The organism is Rhodococcus sp. NBC_00294, from assembly GCF_036163995.1.
In the GTDB taxonomy this organism is placed as follows: domain Bacteria; phylum Actinomycetota; class Actinomycetes; order Mycobacteriales; family Mycobacteriaceae; genus Rhodococcoides.
The window spans coordinates 1-21,769 of sequence record NZ_CP108045.1; the positions used below are offsets into that span (position 1 = coordinate 1).

The 21,769-nt window shown below is 66.8% G+C and carries 21 protein-coding genes; 3 read left to right on the forward strand and 18 right to left on the reverse strand.

What is annotated here, in order from left to right; translation table 11 throughout:
- Positions 1-1,089: 1,089 nt before the first annotated feature.
- The 3 genes from OHB23_RS22360 to OHB23_RS22370 form a co-directional block, all read right to left on the reverse strand.
- Complete coding sequence (locus OHB23_RS22360) at positions 1,090-2,262, reverse strand: hypothetical protein (RefSeq protein WP_328811806.1); 1,173 nt, start codon at positions 2,260-2,262, stop codon at positions 1,090-1,092.
- An 82-nt stretch (positions 2,263-2,344) separates the two neighbouring features.
- Positions 2,345-4,177 (reverse strand): hypothetical protein, encoded by a 1,833-nt coding sequence (locus OHB23_RS22365; protein WP_328811807.1) that lies wholly within the window; start codon positions 4,175-4,177, stop codon positions 2,345-2,347.
- A gap of 461 nt (positions 4,178-4,638) precedes the next feature.
- Entirely contained in the window at positions 4,639-5,577 is a 939-nt protein-coding gene (locus tag OHB23_RS22370) for a hypothetical protein (protein ID WP_328811808.1), read from the reverse strand.
- Between the two features lie 328 nt (positions 5,578-5,905).
- Between OHB23_RS22370 and OHB23_RS22375 the strand changes: the two genes are divergently transcribed.
- The 3 genes from OHB23_RS22375 (at position 5,906) to OHB23_RS22385 (ending at position 7,598) form a co-directional block, all read left to right on the forward strand.
- Positions 5,906-6,796 carry a hypothetical protein gene (locus OHB23_RS22375; RefSeq protein WP_328811809.1) on the forward strand — a complete coding sequence of 297 codons (891 nt, stop codon included), beginning with the start codon at positions 5,906-5,908 and terminating at the stop codon, positions 6,794-6,796.
- A gap of 119 nt (positions 6,797-6,915) precedes the next feature.
- Positions 6,916-7,143 carry a hypothetical protein gene (locus tag OHB23_RS22380; protein ID WP_328811810.1) on the forward strand — a complete coding sequence of 76 codons (228 nt, stop codon included), beginning with the start codon at positions 6,916-6,918 and terminating at the stop codon, positions 7,141-7,143.
- A gap of 173 nt (positions 7,144-7,316) precedes the next feature.
- Positions 7,317-7,598, forward strand: a complete 282-nt coding sequence (locus OHB23_RS22385) for a hypothetical protein (RefSeq protein ID WP_328811811.1) — start codon at positions 7,317-7,319, stop codon at positions 7,596-7,598.
- 209 nt (positions 7,599-7,807) lie between these two features.
- On the opposite strand, the gene OHB23_RS22390 is transcribed toward OHB23_RS22385, so the two are convergent.
- The 15 genes from OHB23_RS22390 to OHB23_RS22460 all read right to left on the reverse strand — a co-directional run bounded on the left by OHB23_RS22390 (position 7,808) and on the right by OHB23_RS22460 (position 21,719).
- Positions 7,808-8,560, reverse strand: a complete 753-nt coding sequence (locus tag OHB23_RS22390; RefSeq protein ID WP_328811812.1) for a hypothetical protein — start codon at positions 8,558-8,560, stop codon at positions 7,808-7,810.
- A gap of 55 nt (positions 8,561-8,615) precedes the next feature.
- Positions 8,616-9,164, reverse strand: a complete 549-nt coding sequence (locus tag OHB23_RS22395; protein ID WP_328811813.1) for a DUF4913 domain-containing protein — start codon at positions 9,162-9,164, stop codon at positions 8,616-8,618.
- On the reverse strand, positions 9,161-11,161 hold the full coding sequence (locus tag OHB23_RS22400; protein ID WP_328811814.1) for a type IV secretory system conjugative DNA transfer family protein: 2,001 nt from the start codon (positions 11,159-11,161) through the stop codon (positions 9,161-9,163). Before OHB23_RS22400 ends, OHB23_RS22395 begins: the two co-directional genes overlap by 4 nt.
- Positions 11,158-11,466, reverse strand: a complete 309-nt coding sequence (locus OHB23_RS22405) for a transposase (protein WP_328811815.1) — start codon at positions 11,464-11,466, stop codon at positions 11,158-11,160. Before OHB23_RS22405 ends, OHB23_RS22400 begins: the two co-directional genes overlap by 4 nt.
- Complete coding sequence (locus OHB23_RS22410) at positions 11,463-13,196, reverse strand: hypothetical protein (RefSeq protein WP_328811816.1); 1,734 nt, start codon at positions 13,194-13,196, stop codon at positions 11,463-11,465. Before OHB23_RS22410 ends, OHB23_RS22405 begins: the two co-directional genes overlap by 4 nt.
- Before the next feature lie 65 nt (positions 13,197-13,261).
- Positions 13,262-14,761: an SCO6880 family protein gene (locus tag OHB23_RS22415; protein ID WP_328811817.1), complete on the reverse strand. Its 1,500-nt coding sequence runs from the start codon at positions 14,759-14,761 to the stop codon at positions 13,262-13,264.
- Between the two features lie 103 nt (positions 14,762-14,864).
- Entirely contained in the window at positions 14,865-16,370 is a 1,506-nt protein-coding gene (locus tag OHB23_RS22420) for a hypothetical protein (protein WP_328811818.1), read from the reverse strand.
- A complete protein-coding gene (locus tag OHB23_RS22425) occupies positions 16,364-17,215 on the reverse strand; it encodes a hypothetical protein (protein WP_328811819.1) in 852 nt (283 codons plus the stop codon). Before OHB23_RS22425 ends, OHB23_RS22420 begins: the two co-directional genes overlap by 7 nt.
- Before the next feature lie 48 nt (positions 17,216-17,263).
- Positions 17,264-17,905, reverse strand: a complete 642-nt coding sequence (locus tag OHB23_RS22430; protein WP_328811820.1) for a hypothetical protein — start codon at positions 17,903-17,905, stop codon at positions 17,264-17,266.
- Between the two features lie 20 nt (positions 17,906-17,925).
- Positions 17,926-18,213, reverse strand: a complete 288-nt coding sequence (locus OHB23_RS22435; RefSeq protein ID WP_328811821.1) for a hypothetical protein — start codon at positions 18,211-18,213, stop codon at positions 17,926-17,928.
- Positions 18,210-18,497 (reverse strand): hypothetical protein, encoded by a 288-nt coding sequence (locus tag OHB23_RS22440; RefSeq protein ID WP_328811733.1) that lies wholly within the window; start codon positions 18,495-18,497, stop codon positions 18,210-18,212. The genes OHB23_RS22435 and OHB23_RS22440 overlap by 4 nt, the downstream gene beginning before the upstream one ends.
- A gap of 104 nt (positions 18,498-18,601) precedes the next feature.
- Positions 18,602-18,778: a hypothetical protein gene (locus OHB23_RS22445; protein ID WP_328811822.1), complete on the reverse strand. Its 177-nt coding sequence runs from the start codon at positions 18,776-18,778 to the stop codon at positions 18,602-18,604.
- Positions 18,779-18,799: 21 nt separating this feature from the next.
- Positions 18,800-19,462 (reverse strand): DUF6668 family protein, encoded by a 663-nt coding sequence (locus tag OHB23_RS22450; protein WP_328811823.1) that lies wholly within the window; start codon positions 19,460-19,462, stop codon positions 18,800-18,802.
- The gene (locus OHB23_RS22455; protein ID WP_328811824.1) at positions 19,459-20,058 is read right to left on the reverse strand and encodes a hypothetical protein; all 600 of its coding nucleotides are present in this window, start codon (positions 20,056-20,058) and stop codon (positions 19,459-19,461) included. Before OHB23_RS22455 ends, OHB23_RS22450 begins: the two co-directional genes overlap by 4 nt.
- Positions 20,055-21,719: a peptidoglycan DD-metalloendopeptidase family protein gene (locus OHB23_RS22460; protein WP_328811825.1), complete on the reverse strand. Its 1,665-nt coding sequence runs from the start codon at positions 21,717-21,719 to the stop codon at positions 20,055-20,057. Before OHB23_RS22460 ends, OHB23_RS22455 begins: the two co-directional genes overlap by 4 nt.
- Positions 21,720-21,769: the final 50 nt, after the last annotated feature.

The window sequence follows — 21,769 nt, forward strand, 5'->3', positions numbered from 1 at the left end:
CGATGCACCTGTGGCCGCTTCTGACCGGCGGCGGACGGCTACCGGGTAGCGCTCGCAGCATCCGCGAGCGCTGCTAGCTGAACGCCCAGGCACTGGAAGGGTCGTTCGCACCCCCGGCCGCATGGGCCCAGAAGAGCCGATAAGCGAGGCTCGGGCCAATAGCTGGCGGAAGCCAATGGACGGTACATGGTGTGTTGCGTCCGCTCGCCGCACGTCCACAGTGTGGCCCGAGTCTGTCGTGAGCCGCACCTATAAGGACGCTGCTTCCGTTGCCCCGAGTGCATCTTGTAAGTCAGCGGACACATGGTCCAGCTCGCACTTGGCCGGCGATCAGAAGCCAGGGACGTTCCGTCTTCGCCGGATCTTGCACTCGTCCGGACGCGGTGGACGAGTAGCGGTGTGCACCACAGGTCGTACCGCCGCCGTTCAACCCTGAGCTGACCCGATTGCCTTGCCTGCGGTGGGTCCTCCCGAACTACAAGGGGTGTGAAGGCAACGGTGTACGCGTTAGTGCACGAACATGCGTCGCCATCACCACCCACGTCCCCGCCCGTGCCGGTGCAGCTCCGAACCGTCAGCCGAAAGGCACCGTCGGCGACCGTGCGAAAGTGTTTAGCTTCGGGTGATTCCCAGGGGTTTCGCGAAGCGTTTCTGTAAGACTGTCAATAGTAAAGCCAGAACAACGGTTGGCAGTAGGTAAGCGTATATATTCACTATATTTGGCGACCGGCTTAGTAAAGTTCCTCCAACGCCAATTGCCCAAGTTAACACGAGGGCTGCGGAGACGAGGCATGCGGTATGGACATCGGTGCGTAGCGCCGCCGTTAGGCAGAGAGCAACTGGAAGTATGACCAGGAAGACGAACCGATACCCGAAGTAGCTCAGCAGTGATTGATTGCAATCAAATTCCGCGGCGAAAGTCTCACAGCTCGTTATTTGCATCAAAGGATCAGCACTGATCAACATCATATATGCCGCTGTTGCCGCGCCGACTGCTATCCAGCCAATTGCAAATCTCATGATTTGATCCTAATTTGAGGGCGTGCACGTTCGCTGCTCATGAGTTTTTGTGATATACGCACTGCGCGCTTATCCCTGCACAAGGAGGTCGGTAACTGTATTCGTACTCTGGCCGCTGGCTGTAGGTGAATCTATGATTGGGCTCAGCCACGGCAAGCTTATTGATTCTCGCGTCTTTCTTCCGGACGCAAGTTCAAATTCATGCAATGTTGGGTGGTTTGCGTAATCCAACACTTGAACTCTACCTCCGTGTATGGAGAGCCGTGTTCGGGGGCCGGTATGAGGTACTTTCCATTCGAGTTTGGCTGGCTCTAGCAGAGACGAGCTGCTGATAGAGTAAACTGATCCGCTCGAATTGATCCAATAAAGTCTCTCTTTCGATGAGGCAACTCCATTTGCATGGATTCGCCATTCGTCGTTTGCTTCAAGTAATACGCGTTTATCTATCGAGCCATCCTGCAGGTTGAACACCCATTGTTGTAGTGTCGGCAGACTGCCCGCGGGTGTGCCTTGCCGAGAGGCGTACAGAACTGTCATCGAGGTTCCATCTGCTGAACAGACGGCCTGGCGTGAGGCAGGTCGAACGCTGGGGTCTGCTTCCCAAGTAGCGACTTCGGTGCGGGTACCGTTCGTTTCGATACGGTACAGCCAATTCTGGGTCGGCTTGTTCCACGATAGAGAATCGATGTCTTCCACCAGGGCGTAAATAGAAGCACCGCAGAATGCTGATGCTAAAGCCATCCCTTGGATGGTGCCTGTCGTCTGCTGGCCGGTGTGTTCAGTTGACCAGTACGTAGTCGTAGTGGTGCTACCTTGTCGCCCATCATTGAACCAAGTTGCAGTTCGCGTTCTGCCCTCGTCCTGAATCGACGATTCGACAACCTGTTTCTTGATGGGGGTTGCGGTTTTGTGCGTGTTCGATACCGAGATCAGTTGGTCAGCATTCGCTGTTACTAAGCGATTGTCGAGGCCGTCGACTTGAGCGTTCAGCAGTGCGCCGCCGGTGATGCTGCCGAGGAGGTTACCGTTCGCGTCGAACGTCATAAGGCGGGTTACATCGCTTGCAGAATCGAATGGAAACTGCGCTGGCCCAACCACAACAGCTCCCACCGTGTCGCGGTCAATTACGTCGAGTTCTGTTGAAGAGAGTGCGCGTTGGTCGGCCGGCGCGGGCGCACCGCAGGATGCGTTCGGTATGACAACAAGAAGAAGCCCGGGTAATAACAATTTGACGAGACGCATAAATGCTCCATGTTGCGGGTGCAGCTCGCGCGTATCAGCGATTGATACGCGCGAGCTGCTGAGGGTCCGATTTCGGATCGAACTAGGCCGGATACGGCACTGCCAAGTTCGAGTACTTCAAGTCGACTGGCCAAACCCCCAGTCCACCGCCGGCATCCAGGTCGACTGCACCTTGAGACGGACCGTAGTATGCCGCCCAAACGAGCTGTGAGCAGTTATACGCTACTGCATCGACGACCTTGTTTGACCAGAACTGAGGATTGTAACCGGCTCCGACCTTCGTGAGCGCGAAGTCGACTGCTTGCTGTCGCATTGCGCTCGAGGTGTTGACCCAGAACATTTCCGGGCTCTTCATCATGCGGCCGCCGTTCGACCCGATGGTGTTGTCGATGATGTATACGCCGTCTGTGGCCTGGTTGGCCTCAATCGAGTGCGTGAGCGTGATGAACAAGCCGTTATGTCCGTGGTTCACTCGTGCGGTTGCGCTCGCAGAAAAGAAAAAGTCCCCAGGTCCACGCGGTGTTGGCAGGAGGGTATCCACACCGGGGTTCGCATTGCCGACGCCCTCAGCAGCTTCAGTGAGACCCGCCTCGACAATGTCCTGCAGCGTGCGACCAAGTTCGGCCGACAACCGCTGAGCTTCCTGGAGTACATCAGGAGCTGAGGCCCCTGGGTTCAGCACGGCAAGTTGTTCCACCTTGGGGCCGGGTGCGATCAACGGACCACCTTGGAAGTCCTGCCTGATAGTGACATCACCGTCTGTGCTGTACGGCTGACCGGTGGGATACTTGTAAGAGCCTGACTCGTAACCGGACTGGCTCCACGGTGTCAGTACAGGTTCGGTGATTGGCCACGCACCCGTCGCGGGTGACCAGTAGATGACGCCGTTCTGGAATCGTGCCATCTGCCCTTGGCCGTCGGGCAGTGACCGGATGTGGTCTCCGGTGAGGTAGCCGAGGGGGCTGCTGCCGGGGGTGAGTCCGCCGACACTGTTGTACTTGTCGCGGAGTGGTCCGTTCTGGATGGCGGAGCCGATGGCGTTCTGGAAGGCGACGTAGATGGCGCCGTCCTGGAACTCCTGGCGGCGGCCGCCGTCGGGGAGGACGATCTCGTCGGTGGTGGGGTATTTGAGGTAGCTGCCTTCGTAGCCGAGGATGCCCCAGCGGTTGAGGAAGCTGTTGACGACGGGGTGTGCTCCGCCGGCTGCGGACCAGTAGATCGGTCCGTTCATGAACGTGACGCGCTCGCCGGTGTTGCCGGGGTTGACGATGTTTCCGCTGGTGGGCAGCAGCAGGAAGCTGAACGTTCCGCCGAGGGAGTTGTACTTGTCTCGGATGGCGCCGCACACGTCGAAGTTCGACGGCCAGTATTTCTGGCAGGTCGCCGCGGCTCGGGAGGTGCGCTGTTTGGCGAGCAGTCGGGCTTCCCCGATCTCGGCCTGGTCGGCTTCTTCCTTGGTGAACGGCTCGGGCCACTCCTCGCGGTCCGAGCGCATCTTGCCGGGGATCAGGGTGCTGTTCGGGTTCTCTGTCGGTAGCCCGGTGTACGGGATCCGCTCGCCGGTAGGTGTCGGCGCGGTGGCCTCCGCGCTCGGGGTCAAGCTCGTAGCGGCCGGCGGCGTGCTCGACGGTGCGGGCGCCGGTGCGTCAGCGACGCTCGGTGCCTCGGTTCCTGTGGTGGGCGTCTGCGAGGTGGACGGAGCCAGCGTCGGCACTTCAGCGCACGACGTCGGGGCCGCCGGTGTGGTGGTAGGCGCCGTGGTGGTCGTGGTCGTCGGTGCCGTGGTGGTGGCACACGGGTCGGCCGCGACCGGGGCTTGCTGCTGCAACGCTGCCGGCGCAGAGCTGGTCGGGGCGGTGGACGGTTGCGCGGTGGCCACCGCTCCCCCACCGGTGGCGACCAGCATCGCGATCATGCCAACGGTCAGTACCGCCCGCGGCGTCGAGGAGAACATCGGTTTCCGCCGTGGCGGCCGAACAAGGGTCGTCATGGATGCTGCTCTCTCAGAGAGGAATACGACCGGTCCAGTCGCCGGTCGACTCGTGCATCCTGATGACATGTCACAAGAAGCGCAAATTCACCAAGCCTTACAAAACGGCCAAAAGAAACCGATCAGTTATTAGTACAGCTGGGGAACCGTCACCGTCGCCAAGGGGTGGTAGGTCCACAAGTATCTTGTCTGCGACGCGCCGATCGAGTGCGATCGGCGACCCGTGTCGCGTCGTGTCAAGGACTTCAGTTCGCAGCGGCGCTCAGCTTGAGTCGGGCGCCCGCCGTGAATGTAGCGGTCGATGGTGAAGATGACCGTCTGTGCGGAGATGGGGCCGTAGAGCGCGAGCCGGGACATTCGCATCGCGCACGGGGACGGTGGTGTTGCTAACTCCCCGTGAACGCCTCCGGAAAAGTCGCGGCCATCTGCTCGGTGAGTACATCATGGGGAGCTCGCGCAAGGTCGTAGAAACTCATGGTGTAGCTCAGTGCGTTGTAGAACGTGATAAGCGCTGCCATCAAAAGCTTTTCGATGAAGTTGAGGTCCATATGCAGTTCGGAGCCATAGTGGTCTCCGTGGTCGATATAGCGGCGGAGTTGGCGGATCGTGTACAGCGAGGGATGGACATTGCTTGACAGGAAGTCGTACATGCCTTCGGCGACGCCGCCCGTAATCGTGCCGCCGGCGTCGGCGCGCAGAAATTCGAACATTGCAATGACCCCTGCGGCGGGCGAAGGAAGGGTGTCAGATCCGATAGTGCGGCCGGGTGCACCCTCGGCGAGTGCCTCCCTGGTCGCACCTGGAAAGGCTTTCATGGCCCTCTGGCGCACACTAGTCCAGCGTGCTCGAGCAGCCCCGTATTCAGGTGCCGATGTTCCACCACCGAGTCGCTTAGCGGCAGATTTCTGGCGCTCACAACTGTCGAACTCCTCCAAATACGCGCGGGCCAGCACTGCGGCGGGATCAATTCCTTTGCCGAGTACCCAGAACACGCGGGCGCAGTTCTCCATCACCGCGCGCGCTAGAGCGGGCGGTCCGAACAGCTCACCGCCCCCGATGAGGGTGCCAATGCTCTTCAGGTTGCCAGCGGCGATCTCGAGGTAGGACACCACCACTTCGGAGACAAGAGCGGCACCGGCCATGATGCCGTCGCTGCTGGTGGATGGGTCAACGCGATTCATAGCGTCTACGCGGTCAGTGGCGTCCGGGCCGGGCTTCCAGTGACTGGCGGCGCTGACCGCGAGGAAGGCTGTGTGGCACGCGGTAGCGAGGGCCTTCAATTCTTGAAGACGCGCAGTTGGCGACTCTGCCGGTGAACTCGTCATGGCAACCATTGTCCTCCGCCGACTCCTGAAGAGCCTGGGCCCGGCGTCGGAGGGCCGCGGCGGACGATTGCGCGGTTTCGCGGCGAGCCGGGTCGTTTGTTCCGCGCGTCCGGTAGATGTGGTGGCATACTTATGCCTCTCCGGAGCGACCCCGTGGTAGTGCCACAGAGTCACCGGCGGATTCACACACCAACCTGAGTGGTTGCTCTCGCGTACCCGCTTGGCAACGCGTATGCCGCGGTCGGAATGAACCACGTCCAGACGAAGGGCCCCAACAACCATGACTAGCTATAGCGTGCTAGCCGCCACCCAGGGACGGGCATCAATCATGGGAACCTGGCCTGGATTTGACTTCCAAGAACACTCCGTCAAGGTGACCACGGTAGCTACGCCAGGGCAGGCCCACTACCTGGCGAATCAACTGACTGTTCTGTCCGAGGCTGCGTGGGACGCGGCGATGTGGCTCGACACCTACCCCGCAATCGACACTGCTATCCACGGGTTGATCACCCAACTGCGGTCCACGAACCCTGTTGTCCTACAGTCCCTCGACTACGAAGGCCTGCGCCACGGTGACACGTGGACCGCAACGTCGCTCGCGCGCCAGTTGTCCGAGGGATGGTTCATCTCCGCGCTTGATGACCTCTCCACGGCGCAGCGTCTGTCAGTGGCCGCTGAACTCGCCGCTGACGCCGATCAACGCCGGGACCTCGAGCCCGGCCGAGAGGAGTTCGACGAAGACAGCAGAGTCAACCAGGCCGGTCTGGTCACCCGAGTGCACGCATACGGAGCCACCGGTCCCGTCCCCGAAGGCGCGGCCGGGTACATGCGCACCCACTATGGCGACCAGCTCGATTTCGGCGACCGGTGGTGGGCGGCGAAACAACTTCGCCGCATGGAACAACTCGTCGCCGCCTGTGAACACCATGGCGGCCGCGCACACGTCGAGGTCGACGCATGTGAAGCGCGCTGCGTTGTCGTCGCCGAGCCGGGACGCATCAGCGACGGCGACATACCGTTCTGGATCAGGCCCGCGCGCTACGGACCACACTCGTACACCCCCGGGCGTTCCGACCCGTTGGGCAAGCTCCACGTTCGACGAGGCAGTGACTGGATAGCCGAGCTCGACCCCGACGATGACGACGGATTCGCATGCGCACTCGGCGACTGGGCACTTGCCTACACATCGCGGTCGAAACAGGACGCGACGCGCCGTTGAGCGTCCATATGTGGGATTGGTGGACCCGCACTTACCCCCACATCTAGTAGAAAGGCCGGTAGTTATTTCGCGGCTGGATCGGCGAAGCGACCCTCGCTCTCACCGGTGACGGGCAAGCCATGGTCCAGCCCGCACCCACCCACCCCCGCAGTCCATCCACCGCGGCGGAGACGTGCGAGTCGTTCTGGCCCACCCGGCAGGTATGCGGCGAGATCCTCGACCTCTACAAGTCCCTCGTCGGATCCAGCAGCACTCTGTCGTACCCGCAGGTCCCGGAATCTCCCACCGGCGACGGCATCGACATCCGCCAGGTTTTCTTCGGTGGGGCGCGCCAACCCAATGATTAGCGGTCGACCCCAGGGCCGCCGAGCCCCTGTCCTTGAAGCTCTGCTGATCGCCATCGATCGATGGAACGTGTGCCGCGGCTCGACCGCGGAGAAGCCCCTGGCCAGCTGGGCGGGGCTTGCCGCTTGTCGTGCGCACCCCTGCTGCTGTCGGTGAGGTTTCGTAAGCTTGCCATGTGAGCAGCTGGGAAACTATGGAGCAGCACGAACCAATCGACGGCGACGACAGGCTCGTTCTTCAATACACGGGGACGGACCGCGTATACGCCGTTTCTGTGAGCTATCTCGTGGAGGTAGACACAGATCCGGCAGGCGACGCAGTGATCGGTCCACGGCAGGCTGTGGAGTTCATGTCGGCAGGGCAGTACGCCGCATTCTCCGAAGGGACACCTCTTGCTCGCGTCGTCTGGACGACCGACGGCGGAAAGTCTCACGACGAGGTTGTAGTGCGACAGTAAGGCATCCCTCGGGCCGAGGACGAAGGTTATTTCCTCGTCAAATCCTGACCACGTCGTTGACCCTGCCCGCCGGCGACGCAATCTCGCTGAGTCCGGATTTCGGAATCGGTCCCGGTCTCTAACACCATCGTCATCTAGTGCAATGGTTTGCCGGTTCCGGCCTTGGCGTCTCAGCCCGTGCGCTACGGCTCTCGCTCCCATCGTGAGACCTATCTGCCGCCGCGGTCCATGCTGGAATCGAGATCCCGTCCTCGGTCTCCCGGTGTGGCCGTAGGTGTAGCTGTAGGCATGCGCATGGAGCTGGTGTCGAGTGCGGCGGCGTTGGCGGTGTCGGTGAGCAGGTGGGCGTCGATCGCTTCGGTGTCGAGGCCCGCGATGGTGAGCTCAGTCCGATGCTGCTCTCGGCGCTGCGGGGTGTCCCACTCAAGAGTGGTCAAAGGGAGGTGTTGCGCTGCCGGGGTGCTCCGCGATTCCGGTTCATCGGGCATGGATCGGTCGGTGTTCTGATCGAGCTGGCGTTCGTGTTCGGCACGGTCGGAAAGTTCGCGTTCGACGGCAGCGGTGACGGCAGCGGTGTCGACGGTGTCGCGTAGCGCGGTGAGGTCGATGCCCTTGTCGGTGCGCAGCCGGTCCTCGATGGTGACCGCTGCCCGCTCGGCGGCCGGGGATGCGTCCTTCCAGGTGTGCGCGACTCGGACTGCGTCGATGATCTGCGCATCGTCGGCGGTGGCCCACCACTGCCGGTCACCGGTGCGGCGCAGGAACGCCTCTGCCGAGCGTTGTTCAGCAGCCAGCCGGGCGGTCAGGGCCCGTGAGCGTGCCTCGGATGCGGCGGACGCGGTGCGGAGGTTCTGTTCGCGGCGCCGGGCGAGAGCTTCGGCGACTTGCATCGCGACCTGGACGGCGGTGCGCAGGACCATGCCGGTCTGGCGGGAGAGCTGTTCGTGTTCGTCGTCGGCCATGGGTGTCTCCTCATTCGGTGGTGGGCGGGGCGGGTCTTTGTCACACATGCGCTTTTCAGGCGGGTGCTACCGGTGAATCTGCAGTGTGGAGTGCCAGTAGTTCGGCGGGGATGGTGATGCTCGGGAGTGGGTGGATCTGCCGGTGGTCGGGGGTGCAGTCCTTGAAGGTGCCGTCCGGGGACAGCAGCCTCGACATGTGGTGATCGGCGTGGTCCTTCCACCACACACTCATCCCGGTCGCCGGGTCGAGCCGTAGGTACTCCCATGCCCGCCACAGTGCGTCGACCCGGGCGCGAGCTTCGGGGTGCAGGAACCAGCTCGGGCACCACCGCATCGCCGGGTGGTCGATGGTCTTGCGCCGGTAGGCGGGGGCGAGGAAGTCGGCAAAGAACCGGTACGCGTTCGGGTAGTACGGGCCCCGAGCCTCGGGGTCGGCCTGCTCCCCCGCCGTGTCTGACTCGTCGCCCGTGTCACTGTCGTCCAGGTCGTCCAGGTCGTCCAGGTCGTCCAGGTCGTCCAGGTCGTCCAGGTCGTCGTCGGCGGGTGGCGCATGGCCTGGCCAGGAGCCGTTCGGGCCGGCGTCCAAGTCGAACTCGTCGCTCACGAGACGACCACCGCGGACGGCCGCGGCACCGCGCCAGGACGCTTGGTCGGGGACGGGAGCAGCGATGTCGCGTCCATCGGATCGGGGTCGTCGGCATTGATGTGCACGGCGCTGTCCTGGCCGGCGCGGACCCGCGCGTCGGCTACGGCGCCCGCAAACGGCCCGGTGTACCAGGGCATCGTCTCGATCAGCGCCGGTGGGCATTTCGCGGCCCGCAGGATCGCCCGCCCCGCGGGCATCGCCTCGAGAGCATCCGCGGGCAGGGTGCGGATCTTCTGCCGCTGCTGCGAACTCGACCGACCGGACGAGTTGGTGGAGACGGTCCGGCTCATCTCCCAGTGATCACCGAGGGCAGCGGAGGTGTTCTCGAGAAACCGGCCGTCGTCGGTGGAACCGCCGCCGCCGTACACGCGAATAGTCGACGCACCCCACAGTTTCTTCATCCCACCCTGACCGAAGCACTCCTCCCCCTGGGACCAGGACTGCAGGATGGTGGTGACGGTGATGCCGCGGGAGCCGAAGTGGCTGTACAGGTTCGGCAACTGCCGCCACCGCACCACATTCGCAGCCTCGTCCAGCGCGTACGTCGCCGGCACCCGCAGCCGCCCCGCCGGCAAGCTCCCGTCCGCGGGGGTGGCGGTGGCCCGGTCCACCAGGGCGTCGGTGACGGCGACGGTCAATGCGGTGACCAGGGCGCCGCACTCGTTGGCGGCGTCCTCCATCGACAGGCAGAACAGGGTGGGTGCGTCCTCGGCGGCGAACACGGCCGGGTCGAACTCCGGGCGGGTGTCGCGCTCCCCCATCCGGGAGATCCACGGGTGGATCTCGGCGTAGGCGAGGGCGCCGAGCATGTTCGCCGCGGTGGCGAACACTCCCCCGCGTTGCTTGTCGGGGGCGTTGTACTGGGCGATCATCGACTCCGCCCACCGCCCGAACCCGTGCGCTCGCAGCAGCCGCACCGGTTCCTGGTTCTCCGGTGTCGTCGCCCAGGTGTAGACGATCGGCAGCGGCAGATGCTCCAGCGCGGCGGCGAGGAGGAACCCGGTGACCAGCCGCTGGCCCATGGGGTCGAAGAACGGTTCGCGCTTCGTGTTCTCCCCCGTCAACGACGACGCGAAGATTCCGGCGAGGGTCGCGGCTTTCGTCTCCTGCGCCGACCGACTCATCGTGGCGACGACATCCTCGCCGAGTAGTTTCGCCAACTCGGCACGGCGAGTGTCGGATTCGGCGGTGTCGGTGAGGCCCTGCGTGGTGGACGGCCGGGCGGAGCGCACCCAGGTCAGCGGGTCGTAGAACCACCGGGGCAGCTCCTGCGCGACTCCTTGCGGGTCGAACACCCACACCGGCCCCTTCTCGGCCCGGTACGCGCGGGTGGTGTCGACGACGTCGCGTTTGTTGGAGGTGGTGAGCACCGCGCCGCGGGCGGCGAGGAGTTGCGGGATGATCACGCAGCTCGTCTTGCCCATCCGCGGTCCCCAGATGTGGGTGGCGACGTCCTCCGGGCCGGCATACAGGGTGATGCCGAACTTGTTCGGCCCCAACACCAACCGCCCCAGCGGCGCCGCGACAGGCTCATCGGCGGCGACGGGGTCACCCAACCGGGCGATCTCCGCCTGCAGGGCCTTGTCCCCCAGCCGCGCCACCTCGCGGGGGCGGCCGAGGAACCGGCCGGCGTCGTCGACGCGGGTGACCCGCCGCCGCCGCGTCATCGCCCACACCGTGCCGGCAACGACCATCACCAGGCCGACGATGCCGAATGCGGCGGCGATGATCGTCGCCCCCACCGGCCACACCAGCGACCCCTTCGCCAGCGCTGCCACCAGAGCGAACGGTGACCCGGGAACGTGCTGGTCGATTCCGGACAGCGGGCCGCCCAGGTGCAAGGCGGCTTCGGCCCCCCCGTAGGCGAGGGCGGCGAGGATGATCGCGCCGCCGGTCAGGGCCAGCATCGGGTCGACACCGGCGCCCGGGTTCTTCGCGCCTCTCCCTGTGCTCATGCGATGACTCCTTCTCTCGGGTGTGACTGCGCCGAGCCGACGAGGTCGGCGATCAAGCGTTGCGCTTCCACGAGTTCCGCACGCAGCCGCGCGATCTCGCCGTTCTGCTCACTGGGCATCAGGGGCCGCTCGTCGGTGATGCCTTGGGCTTGCCGGTACCACCACCGGACGGTGTTGGGGTGCAGGGACAGGTGCGCGGCGACCGCTTCGATGGCCGCCCACGTCGAGCGGGCCGTGGGCAGCCGGTCGATGACCATCTGCACCGCCCGGGTCCGGATCTCCGCCGGATACGGCTTGCCTCTCATCGCCCGCCGCCGCCGCCGCCGACGTGGGCGAAGCGGGCGTTCGTGTCGTGGTACCCGGCGGCGGCTTCGGTGGCGGTGATGACGGTTTGCAGCACCACCCCCGGGCGGCGGGCGGTGCCGATGCGCAGCAGGAACTTCCCCCGGCCGGGCGGGGGCAGTTCGCGTCCGGTGTCGTCGATGCCGGCCGGAGTGGACCACGACGACACCAGATCCCGATCCTGCTGCGTGAACGGGATGATGCCGTCGAGCTTGCCCATCTCCTGCGTCGGCAATCCGCCGACGATGACGGCCCCGGCGCGCTCGATGAAGCCCTTGGCGCGGCTGATATCGACGGCGGTGGCGAGAGTTTCCAGGTCCGCGACGGTGTGGGTGATCATCAGCAGCGCCGTTCCCATCGTGCGGGTCAGGCGGGTGAGCTGATCGACGCGTAGCACCATCTGCGAGCCTCCGGCCAGAACCCGCCACAGCTCGTCGAGCACCACCAGGAACGTGCGCTTCTCGCGTAGCCCCACGTCGGCGAGGACGTGGGCGGCTTCGACGGCGCCGAACGCGTCCGACCAGCAGGCGAGCATGATCGCCGCTTCCAGGGTCGGGTCCTCGGTGCCGATGGAGGACACATCGACACACACCGCCACCGGCGGCCGCTCCCCGGCGAGATCAAGTGGCACGGTGGTCTGACGGGAAAACACTTCGCCGAGCTCGCCGTCGAGGAGACCGATCAACGTCTCGAGCAACCCCTCGACCTTGGCGGCGTACTTGTCGGGGTCGTCGACGCTGATCGTCTTACGGGCCAGTTCCGGTGAGCCCTTCTCGATGAGGGTGAACAGATCCGAGAGCAGCGGCGGATGCTCCGGGGTGAACCGGGGATCGGCGTCGAGGACGCGCAACGCCACGGCGAGGACGTTCGACTCGGACTGGGTGAGCGGGCCACCGCGTTCGAGCTCGCACAGCCCCGACACCAAGCGGCGGCGGCGTTGGAGCACCTGGGCAGCGACCTTGCGCTGCACGTCAGGAAACTCATCGAGCAGCGGGAGGATCGAGCCGAGTGCGCCCACAGCGAGCGGGTTGAGGTAGCCCTCGCCGTGGCCGAGGCGGATCACCAGGCCGCCGTAGTACCCGACCAGCGCGGCTTCGTCGGGTTTGAGGTCCGCGGGAATGATCGGGATCTGTCCCTGCGCGATAGCGCCGGCCACGAGGATCCGGGCGACGGTGGACTTGCCCAACGAGGGCAGTCCGAGGATGAACAGGGACGGTGTGTTCTGTTGGCGCGGTGAGCGATACACCGCGGAGACAGGGTCGTAGCAGACGGCTTGCCCGCTGTCGGGGTCCACACCGAGGGGTGTTCCGGACTGGGGGTGGCCGGTGCCGACGTAGAACGGCCACGGTCCGCACGCCTGATCGGTGGTCGCCCGGAAGCTGGCGGGGCGGTCCACCACGGACATCCGGCCACCGCCGCGGCCGTCGAACCCGCGGGTGCGCAGAGGGAGCGCCTTACGCCACCCGCTTCTCTTGCGGTCGGTGCGGGACGGGTCCCGTTCGCGTACAGCTCGTTTGAGCTCTTCCGCTTCGGCCACCGCAGTCGCTTTGGCTTCGATGCGGCGGCGGGTGGCGGCGGCTTTCATCGGGTCTGTGACGGAGCGGGACTGCTTCGCCGGTCGGAGCTGACCGGAACCAGTCAGGTCGGAGATGCGGCGGCGCAGCGACACCGGGCCGAGCGGGGAGCGGAGCATGGAAGGGACCTCCTAGGAGTGGACGACGAGAAACGGCGGTGTCAGCCGCGCAGCGGCATGTGGGTTCAGCCGCGTAGCGATGTGGGGATGGTGCTGTGGTCGGGAAGCAGGACCCCGATTCCGAGTCCGCCGAGGAATGCGGCCGCTTGATACATGTAGGCCGGGCGTGCGGTGATGCGGGCGCCGGAGATCAACCCCCGCATCTCCGGATCGAGGGCGGTCAGCTCCCCGGCGGACTCGGCGGTCGCGGTGATGACCATCGACATCGACACCAATCCGTGCCCGCGCGCTTCGGCGACGCGAGCGGTGTTTGTCGATTCCAGAGCGATGTCCGCGGTGGCGGAACCGATCCCCCGGGCGGTGTTGACTGCGGCGACAGCGGATTTGAAGTCACCTTCGACGGTCTTGGCGGCGTCGGCCGGGGAGTACGGGCGGAAGATCTCGGTGACCCGCTTGCGGGGAACTTGCGAGTTCGGGGACAGCAGCCCGGCCAGGACGCGTTCGGTGGGGAATCCGGATGGTGGTGACGTCATCGTCCACACCCGCGAAATACCGGAGTCGTGCCGGTAGGTGACCTTGTCGACGTCCTCCTCTGCGGTGATCGGGCCGGCGTCGGCCCAGTCGCAGACGTACTCACCGAGGGTCAGGGCGCGCTCGATGTCCGGCTCGGCGGCGGGGTCGAACGCCCGGCGCACCACGGCGGCGTATTCACTGTCGCTCATAGGCAGGGCGGTGACGTCGGTGTGCGCGAGCTGGGAATACAGCACCGGGAGCTGCGCCCCGATCATCTCGGCGGCGGCCATCGGGTCCTTGCGCTGAGCGGGGGTGGCGGCGTCGAAGGTGATCGCCACCCGCCCGTGCACCCGAAAGCCGGTCGCGGACGCGGCGACACGCTCAGCCAGGATCTGGCGCGCGGTGGCGGGAGAGTCCGGGTGGGTGATGGCTTCGACGTTCGCCCGCGCCCGCTCGCCGGTGTCGGGGAGCGTTTCGATGGTCACCGCGGCCGCTGCGATGTTGGGGACCTGACCGAGCATCGCGAGGAAGTTCGCCCACGATCCGACCAGCCCGTCGACGATGTGCTGGTCGTTGCCGGCGGCGCCGCCGATGCGGCACCGCAGCAGCACCGTGTACTGGTGGGTGCTGGGCATCCGCATCATCCCGAAGCGGTGACCGTTGGTGTCGAGCGCCCACCACAGCTCGGTTTCGGCGGCGATACCGGGTAACCGGGAGCGACCGCCCGCCTGGTTCGACAACTGCCCGGCCCGGTAGATGTGGCGGCCGGTGCGGCGTTGCCGTCGCCACTGCCGGCGCAGCAGCAGCATCTCGTAGCCGGTCTTGCCCTGGGGGCCCTTGACCACCAGAGGAACCCAGAGCAGGGCCAGGACGGCGCCGAACCCCAACGACCCCAGGGCGGACCCGGTGATGAACATCAGCGCCAGCGTCACCAGGACGATCGCGGCGATGACCGCGAAGGAGAACGGGGTCAGTCCGAACGCGTAGGTGCGGCGCTCGTCGACGAACCCGGCGTAGGTGCGCACCGGCCGTTCGGTGTCCTGCGCGGTCATCGCGCACCTCCGACTGCGTCGGCGCGGGCGGTCTCGATGGTCATGGGGGTCCTCTCGTCGCTGCGGGTGGTGTGCTCGGACGTCGGCGTCTCGCACGTGGGTGTCATGGCGTGCGTCCGCCTCGCTGGCCGTCTCGATTGCTGTCTCCAGCTGCTGCGCCCGTTGCTTTCTCGGCGCCCTTCATCACTGCGGCCACCGCTGTGGCTCCGGTCTTGGCAGCCGATGCAGCGCCGGCGGCGGTTGCGCCCGGCGAAGCCCCCGACTTACCGGGCGCCGACTGCGCCCCGGACACCGCACCCGCGGCGGCCGCCGGGCTTGCTACGGCTCCGGATCGGCCGCCGCCACCCTGCCCCGCGGTGGTCGTCGGTGGGTTGGTCATGGCCCCGGTGGCTCGGTCGGGTGACTGCCCACCGACGACTCCTGCCCCGGATCGGCCGCTCGCTGCTGCCGCGGCCCCTGCGCTCCCGGCCTTCATCGCCATACCGGCGACTGCGCCAGTGGCCACCGCGGCGCCGGCCAGCGCCGCTGCGCCGGATGCGCCGCCGGAGGCGGCGACGGCGGGCACGATCAGCCGCAGCAGAACCGGCAGGCACAGGCACGACAGCGCCAGCAGTGCCATCCCGCAGAGCTTGCTCATCGCGTCGTCGCCGCCGGCGGACCACAGCGCCAACGCGTACACCCCGGCCGAGAGGATCGGGAAAAGGACCGTCGCCAGGGCGAACCCGATCATCTTCTTGAACGCCTGCTCGCCGGTCGGGGTGCCGGACCCGGCCGCGGCGGTGGGCAAGAACCCCACCACGAGGATCAACATGGCGTACTGCACGACCACGAACACCGCTTGAACCAGCGCACCGACGATGCCCAGGAGCGCGAACACCATCACCAGTCCCGCGGACAGCAACGACGACACCTGCGACAGGTCGAACATCGTTCCCAGCACGTCGGCGACGTTCCCACCGGCGGCGTCCTCGACGATCCACTTCCCGAACTTCACCGACCCGGCGTGCGTGACGATCAGCAGCGGGGCGAACGTCGCCGTCGCGAACACCGTCCGCACCAGGATCTTCGCGGTGTCGGTGGCCCGCTCGGCGCGAGCGGAGGCGTTCGCGGCCGCCAGGCGCACAGCGGCGACAGCGATGGACACCGCGACCAGGGAAGCGTTGATCCAGTAGAAGTAGCTGTGGAACACACCCACCGACTCCGGGTTCGCCAGATCCGGCAACGGAATGTCCAGCCACCAGGTGAACATCAGGTTCACCGCCTGCCCGAATCCTTCCAGGAACGCTTCGGCGGCCTCACCCACAGCTCCGGACGCCGCCCAGTCGACCGCAGCGGAGGTCGCACCGCTCGGATCTGTTGCGACAGTCGCGATCTTGCACAATGTGTCGCCGGACACTCCCGGTAGGAGCTGGACGTTTCCGAGGGTTCCTCCGATCGAGTTGCAGGTGTTGAAGAACGATGGGTCCTCGCTCATCTGCGCCGCCGCGTCAGGATCGGCAGGTGGTGTAGGTTGGGCCGACGCTGGACCGCCCGCGATCATCAGAGCTGCTGCACCCATCAACAACGCGGCGACGCACCTGGTGAGAAGAAGTCGCAGGGTGGTCACCATGTCGTGAACCCGGCCAAGCTCGAGATGTCGGGCAGCTGGGGGTCGGTGGCAGTCATCCGGAGCTTCCAGTCGCCGTCCCATGTCAGGGACTGCTGCACGACCGTCCACTGGTTGCCGCCGGTCGGGAATGCGTAGTGCACGACAGCGAAGTCATCGGTGAAAGCGGTGATCCTGAAAGCGGCGGGGAAAAACATCAGCTTGGTGGCGACAAAATCGGAGCGACCCTGTGCCTCGAGTGCGGCGAGCTTCGATTCAGCGACACCGGGATCCGCGACAACCTGCCGGGCGTACGCCTCGCGGACGTCGGCACCGCTGCGGAGCAACCGAGAGGAAATCTGCCAGCCGGCCAGCGCGGCGCCCTGTGGACTACGAGCGAATCCGTAGGCGAGGCGACCGTCGACACGAGTCGGGCCGTCACTGGTGGAGAACGGTGCAACCGTCGAACCGATTCGTTCCCAACGCATTCCGGACGGAGCCGCGACCGGCACCTCCTTCACGAAGGCCGGTCGGTCGCCGGGATCGGTCTGCGGCAGTACCTGTCCCTGTTCGTTGTTCGGGACGGCGATCTCGCGGCCGTAGGGGTCGGCGAGGGACGGGCCGAACCCACCCTCGCCGCCGGGGGTGACCGGGGTAGAGGGCGGAGCGGCGGTGACGGGCGGCGCTGCGGCAGGAGGGGTGTCGCCGGAATCCCCGCTGCGAACCAGAACGATGGTGACGAGCACGACCACCAGGACGATGAACCCGACCGCGGCCGCGCCGGTGGTGCGTGAGGTCGCCAGCCAGCGGGCTTTGGGGTGCTCGTCGATCCAGTTCGGTTCGGGCGGTGGTGTGGGTGATTCCTGCACGGGAGGCTCCTGTCGGGGTCGGGCGATGACCGGGGTGATGACGCCTGGTCAGGGGGCGGAGAACGCGGTGAATCCGTCCATCGACGGCAGCGGAATCGGGTCCGTCGCCGCCGGTGCGGTGGGATCGTCCTCGGCGCCGGTCGGGGCGGGGAGGGCGATCTTCCAGTCGCCGGTGGACCGGAGGACGGTCACCGGCACCGCGGTCAGTTGGCCGCCGGGCATGGTCGTCGCGACGTCGACCACGGCGCGGGACTCGTCGTAGGACGAGACCCGGAACCCGGTGAACGCCGCGGTGGTGGCGGGGTCGGCAGCGTCGGTGATCGAGGCGGCCGATCGGGCGATCGCGAATGCGTCGCGTCCGTCACCGGGTGCGACAAGTTCCCGAGTGACCGTGGCCCAGGCGGTATCCGGCGCCAACGCCAGCCGGGCCTGTCCCTGGATCGCGGCGAGCACCGCACCCTGCGGGGTGGCGGAGTACCCGGTCGGTGCGGCCGACGAGGTGTCCGCGGCCGGCCCATCGACGCTGCTGAACGGCACCTCGACGCCCTGATACGGCCGCCAGGTCACCTCGGCAGGCGGTGCGTTGACGTCGACGGCGGCGGCGGGTGCATCGCCCACCGCCGCCGGGTCGTCGGAGCATCCCACGACGGTGGCCACGATCATCAGCGCCGCGGCGACTGACGCGCTCACCCGACGCCGAAATTGGCCGGTCACAGGAGGATCCCCGCCCAGCCGCCGGATCCGGCGACCAAGACTGCCGCGACGGCGACTATTCCCGCGCGCTTCTCGCCCTCGCCGAGTTGCCCGCCCCGGTGGTACGCCGTCGCCAGATAGATCCCGGCGGCGACACCGAGCATCGCCAGGGTCGCGATGACACCCCAGTAGAACCAGGCACCGACTTGTTCGAGGCCGGCGGTCACCTCCGCTGGTGGGGTCTTCGGGGAGGAGTCGGTGGGGATCTCCGTGCGCATGACGGCCGCGAGGCTTCGGGTGCTCATGTCATCAGGGTGTTGACGAGGGTGGTCGCGGTGCCGGCGAACACCGCGCCGATACCGACTGCCGCGATGCCCATCTGCTGGCCGCGGGTGTTGGTGCCGTCGGCGTGACCGATGGCGAACTTCACCCCGGCGAACACGCCAACCATCGCGAGGATGCCGGTGGCGACCCACATGCCGATGTTGAACAACTGCTGGTATTTCGGTGCGCCGGGAGGCGCCTCGACGCCGGACGGTCCTACCTGGGCGAGATAGTCGGTTGTCGAGGTCAGTGTGTGCAGCAACATGATTGGTTCCTTTCAGGTGGAGGTGCGGAGGAATCGAGATCAGTGAGTGGTGGTCGGGGGAAGTGGTGGTCGACCGGGCGGGGAGCGGCCACCGCTGGTGCCTCTCATGAGATGCCGAGGGGAAGGTGCGGAACGCCGTGAGCGATGCCGGCCGCGGCGAGGAGCAGACTCGCCAGCACGAGGAGCGGTACTGGGCGATTCGGCCGAGGGTCGCCGCAGTCGGCCATCGCCGCTCGCACACCGACGACCGACCAGGCGAGCGTCACCGTCGCTGTGGCCACCGGAGAGCACCACGGTCACCGTCATCGCTGCCCCGGTTCGGGCGAGGTGCGCAGCGCGGCGACTGCGGCGCTGAGGAGGTCGTCGTGCAGAGCGCGGACCGGTTCGACGGGAACGGTGCGGGTGTCGGCGGCGGCGCGCTTGTCGGTGGGTACCTGAGCGCGCGGTCCCCATTCGGGAAGCTCGTCGGGGCACATGTGCCGCCACGGCTCGACCCACCCGATGTGCCAGACATGGTCGAACACCGAACAGACGCGGGTGATCTCGCGGCGCAGTTGCTGGCTGGGTCGTCGGTCGGTGTCGGCGACGAGGATCAGTCCGAGCAGCTGCACCGGATCGGGTGTCAGCGCGGCGAGGTGGGCCATCGCCCGGTCGTGGGCGGCGCGCAGACCTGCGGCGTGGGTGCGGGCGACCACGGCGACGAGCGGCGAGTCACCGTGTCCACCGGAAGGCCACGCGCGGCCGCTGTCGCCGGCCCACGCCAGGGAGGCCGTGAGGGTGGAGACCGCGGCCCCGCCGTGAGCGCCGAACAACCACACCAGCGGCTCCGCAGCGCAGAGATCGGTGCGCTCGATGCGTTCCTGCCATACCGGCGCCTGACGATGCAGGGGCGGCGCCATGACGCCGGGCGCGGGCCGACGCGCGGCAACGGTCTCGAGGTCGAGTCGGGTCACCGGGGCGCTCATCGGACGGTGATCCCGGAGACGGACCATCCGGCGAGTGCGTTCGCTCGGGTGGCGGTCATGTAAAGCGCGATCGGGGTCAGCTCCTCGACCTCGGCGCCGCCCGAGTCGACGACGCTCTGGTGCACTGCGACGACGCGTCGGGCGAGGGTGTCGGTGTCGGCGGGGTGGTCGTCCGGTGTCACGTTCGCCTCGGCGTCCACGGCCAGGCCCGTTGCGGCCCATCGGTCCCAGTCGGCGCCGGTGACCGGGGCGAGCGCGGAGTAGGACACCCCGAGCTCTCGCACCCATGCGGGATTGAGCAGCGTCGCCGCGGAGTCGATGTTCACTCCCTTCTGGGTCTGCTCGGCGGGGCGGTACGAGTACAGGGCGTCGGCGGCGCCCGCGAGGACGGCGTCGACGTCGCAGGTGTCGGTGCGGGTGACGTGGTCGATGCGGTCGGTGCACACCGCCCTGGCAGGGGCGCTTGTCGACGTCGGCGGCGTGCCGCCGTCGGGCACGCTCTCCTCGGTGGTTGTTCCACATCCTGCGAACACGGCGGCCGTGGCCACGGCGATCACCGCGAACGCGGCCCGGTGAGTGGTGGTCGTGTTGGTCATCCGAATCTCCTGACGTACATGTCTTCTCCGGACCAGCCGGAGAGCGGCATGATCGAGACCACGTCGCCGGATTGCGGGGCGTTGAGCAACATTTCGGTGCCGCCGGAGACGCCGTAGTAGATGCCGACGTGGTGGGTGTTGCCGCCGGACCCGAAGTAGATGAGGTCACCGGGTTTCTTCTGCTCCAGTGGGATCTCCTGTCCGCGTGGGTCGTAGAGCTGGCCCGCGTTGGAGGTGTCGCCGGTGAAGTGCGGGAGGCTGATCGCGCCGCCGGACGCGTGGAACACTGCGTAGAGGGTCAGGCCGGAGCAGTCGAACCCGACCTTGCCGGTATCGCCGTTCGCGTCGCCGGCTCCGCCGCCGTCGCTGATCCCGTTCGTCGGACCATCGGTGTTGCCGCCGCCCCACGCGTACGGGGTGCCGAGCCATGCCATCGCGGCCGCGATGACGTTCGCCCCGAACGGGCCGCCGGGGGTGAAGGTCGGGCCGTTCGGGTTCGACGCCGCATCTGCGCACTCCGTATCCACGGCGCCGCTGCCGACGGTGGCCGCCGTTGCGGCCCCGGCCAGGGCGGCTCGGTCGGCGGCGGACAGGTCCTTGCCTGCACCCTTGAACCGGTCGTAGAGGGTGCGGGCGAGCGGTTCATGTTCGGCGTACGCCTCGGGAAGGTCCGAGCCCTGCACGGTCTGAGCGGCGACGGTGACGGGCATCGACTCCCAGCCGGGGACGGCGAGAAGGTGCTCGTAGAACAGGCGGTTCGCTGTGGCGGGGTTCATCAGTGTGGCGGTGTCGCCCCAGATCGTCGCCTGCTGCTGAAATTGGTTGACCGACAGGTGGTCTGATCCGACGGCGTCGTGTGGGTAGTTCAGGGAGTCGGGGACGTTGGAGCTGGCGTAGAGCTGGAACGTCGATTCCCGTGACGCGGTGGCGAGGGCGACGACGATGCCCCGTTCCGGAATGCCCATCGCTTCCCCGATGGCGACGGTCTGTTCGGCGAGGGAGAGCTGCTTGTCGCCCAGCCCACCTGTGCCGCTGCCGGTTCCGGCTGCGCCGGGCGCGGGCGGCGGCGGTGCGATGCCGGGAGCGACTGCGGCGTCCACCCAGGACGCCGGGTCGAGTGCTGTTCCGGCGCCGTCGGGCAGGCGCCCGCCGTCCCATACCTCGAAGTGCAGGTGCGGCCCGGTGGACTCGCCGGCGTTGCCGATGAGCCCGATTTCCTGCCCGGCGGTGACGTGTTGGCCGGCCGAGACGAGGACTCCGTCGCCGCGCATGTGGCCGTAGACGGTGGAGTAGGTCTTTCCGTCGATCTGGTGGTCGAGGATGATCCAGTTCCCGAATCCGCTCGCCGGTCCGGCTTCTCGGACAGTGCCGTCGGTGAACGCGTAGATCGGGGTGCCGATCGGGCCGGCGAAGTCGACGCCGTTGTGGTTGGTTCCCCAACGGGGGCCGAATCCGGAGGTCAGTGTCGTCGCGGCGGGATCGGTGGGTTTGACGTGCGTTCCCGCCGGGACCGGTGCGCCGGGCGCCCCTGCGCCGGGGAGAGCGCACATGTCGTCGGGGCGGGCGAAGAGCACCACCACCGCGACCACCACCAGGAGTACCGCCAGGGCGGCGGCGACCGCTGCTGCGGCACCACTCTTGGTGCCGGTCGATGTCGACACGATGGGGACTCCTTTCCGGTGGTCGCGGTGGTGGGACGAGAGCAGTGCGG

What these genes read in the sequence shown, in the direction of transcription:
- OHB23_RS22360 (WP_328811806.1), bottom strand. Translation starts at nt 2,262, where the DNA reads ATGCGTCTCGTCAAATTGTTATTACCCGGGCTTCTTCTTGTTGTCATA.
- OHB23_RS22365 (WP_328811807.1), bottom strand. Translation starts at nt 4,177, where the DNA reads ATGATCGCGATGCTGGTCGCCACCGGTGGGGGAGCGGTGGCCACCGCG.
- OHB23_RS22370 (WP_328811808.1), bottom strand. Translation starts at nt 5,577, where the DNA reads ATGACGAGTTCACCGGCAGAGTCGCCAACTGCGCGTCTTCAAGAATTG.
- OHB23_RS22375 (WP_328811809.1), top strand. Translation starts at nt 5,906, where the DNA reads ATGGGAACCTGGCCTGGATTTGACTTCCAAGAACACTCCGTCAAGGTG.
- OHB23_RS22380 (WP_328811810.1), top strand. Translation starts at nt 6,916, where the DNA reads ATGGTCCAGCCCGCACCCACCCACCCCCGCAGTCCATCCACCGCGGCG.
- OHB23_RS22390 (WP_328811812.1), bottom strand. Translation starts at nt 8,560, where the DNA reads ATGGCCGACGACGAACACGAACAGCTCTCCCGCCAGACCGGCATGGTC.
- OHB23_RS22400 (WP_328811814.1), bottom strand. Translation starts at nt 11,161, where the DNA reads ATGAGCACAGGGAGAGGCGCGAAGAACCCGGGCGCCGGTGTCGACCCG.
- OHB23_RS22405 (WP_328811815.1), bottom strand. Translation starts at nt 11,466, where the DNA reads ATGAGAGGCAAGCCGTATCCGGCGGAGATCCGGACCCGGGCGGTGCAG.
- OHB23_RS22410 (WP_328811816.1), bottom strand. Translation starts at nt 13,196, where the DNA reads ATGCTCCGCTCCCCGCTCGGCCCGGTGTCGCTGCGCCGCCGCATCTCC.
- OHB23_RS22415 (WP_328811817.1), bottom strand. Translation starts at nt 14,761, where the DNA reads ATGACCGCGCAGGACACCGAACGGCCGGTGCGCACCTACGCCGGGTTC.
- OHB23_RS22420 (WP_328811818.1), bottom strand. Translation starts at nt 16,370, where the DNA reads ATGGTGACCACCCTGCGACTTCTTCTCACCAGGTGCGTCGCCGCGTTG.
- OHB23_RS22435 (WP_328811821.1), bottom strand. Translation starts at nt 18,213, where the DNA reads ATGAGCACCCGAAGCCTCGCGGCCGTCATGCGCACGGAGATCCCCACC.
- OHB23_RS22440 (WP_328811733.1), bottom strand. Translation starts at nt 18,497, where the DNA reads ATGTTGCTGCACACACTGACCTCGACAACCGACTATCTCGCCCAGGTA.
- OHB23_RS22450 (WP_328811823.1), bottom strand. Translation starts at nt 19,462, where the DNA reads ATGAGCGCCCCGGTGACCCGACTCGACCTCGAGACCGTTGCCGCGCGT.
- OHB23_RS22455 (WP_328811824.1), bottom strand. Translation starts at nt 20,058, where the DNA reads ATGACCAACACGACCACCACTCACCGGGCCGCGTTCGCGGTGATCGCC.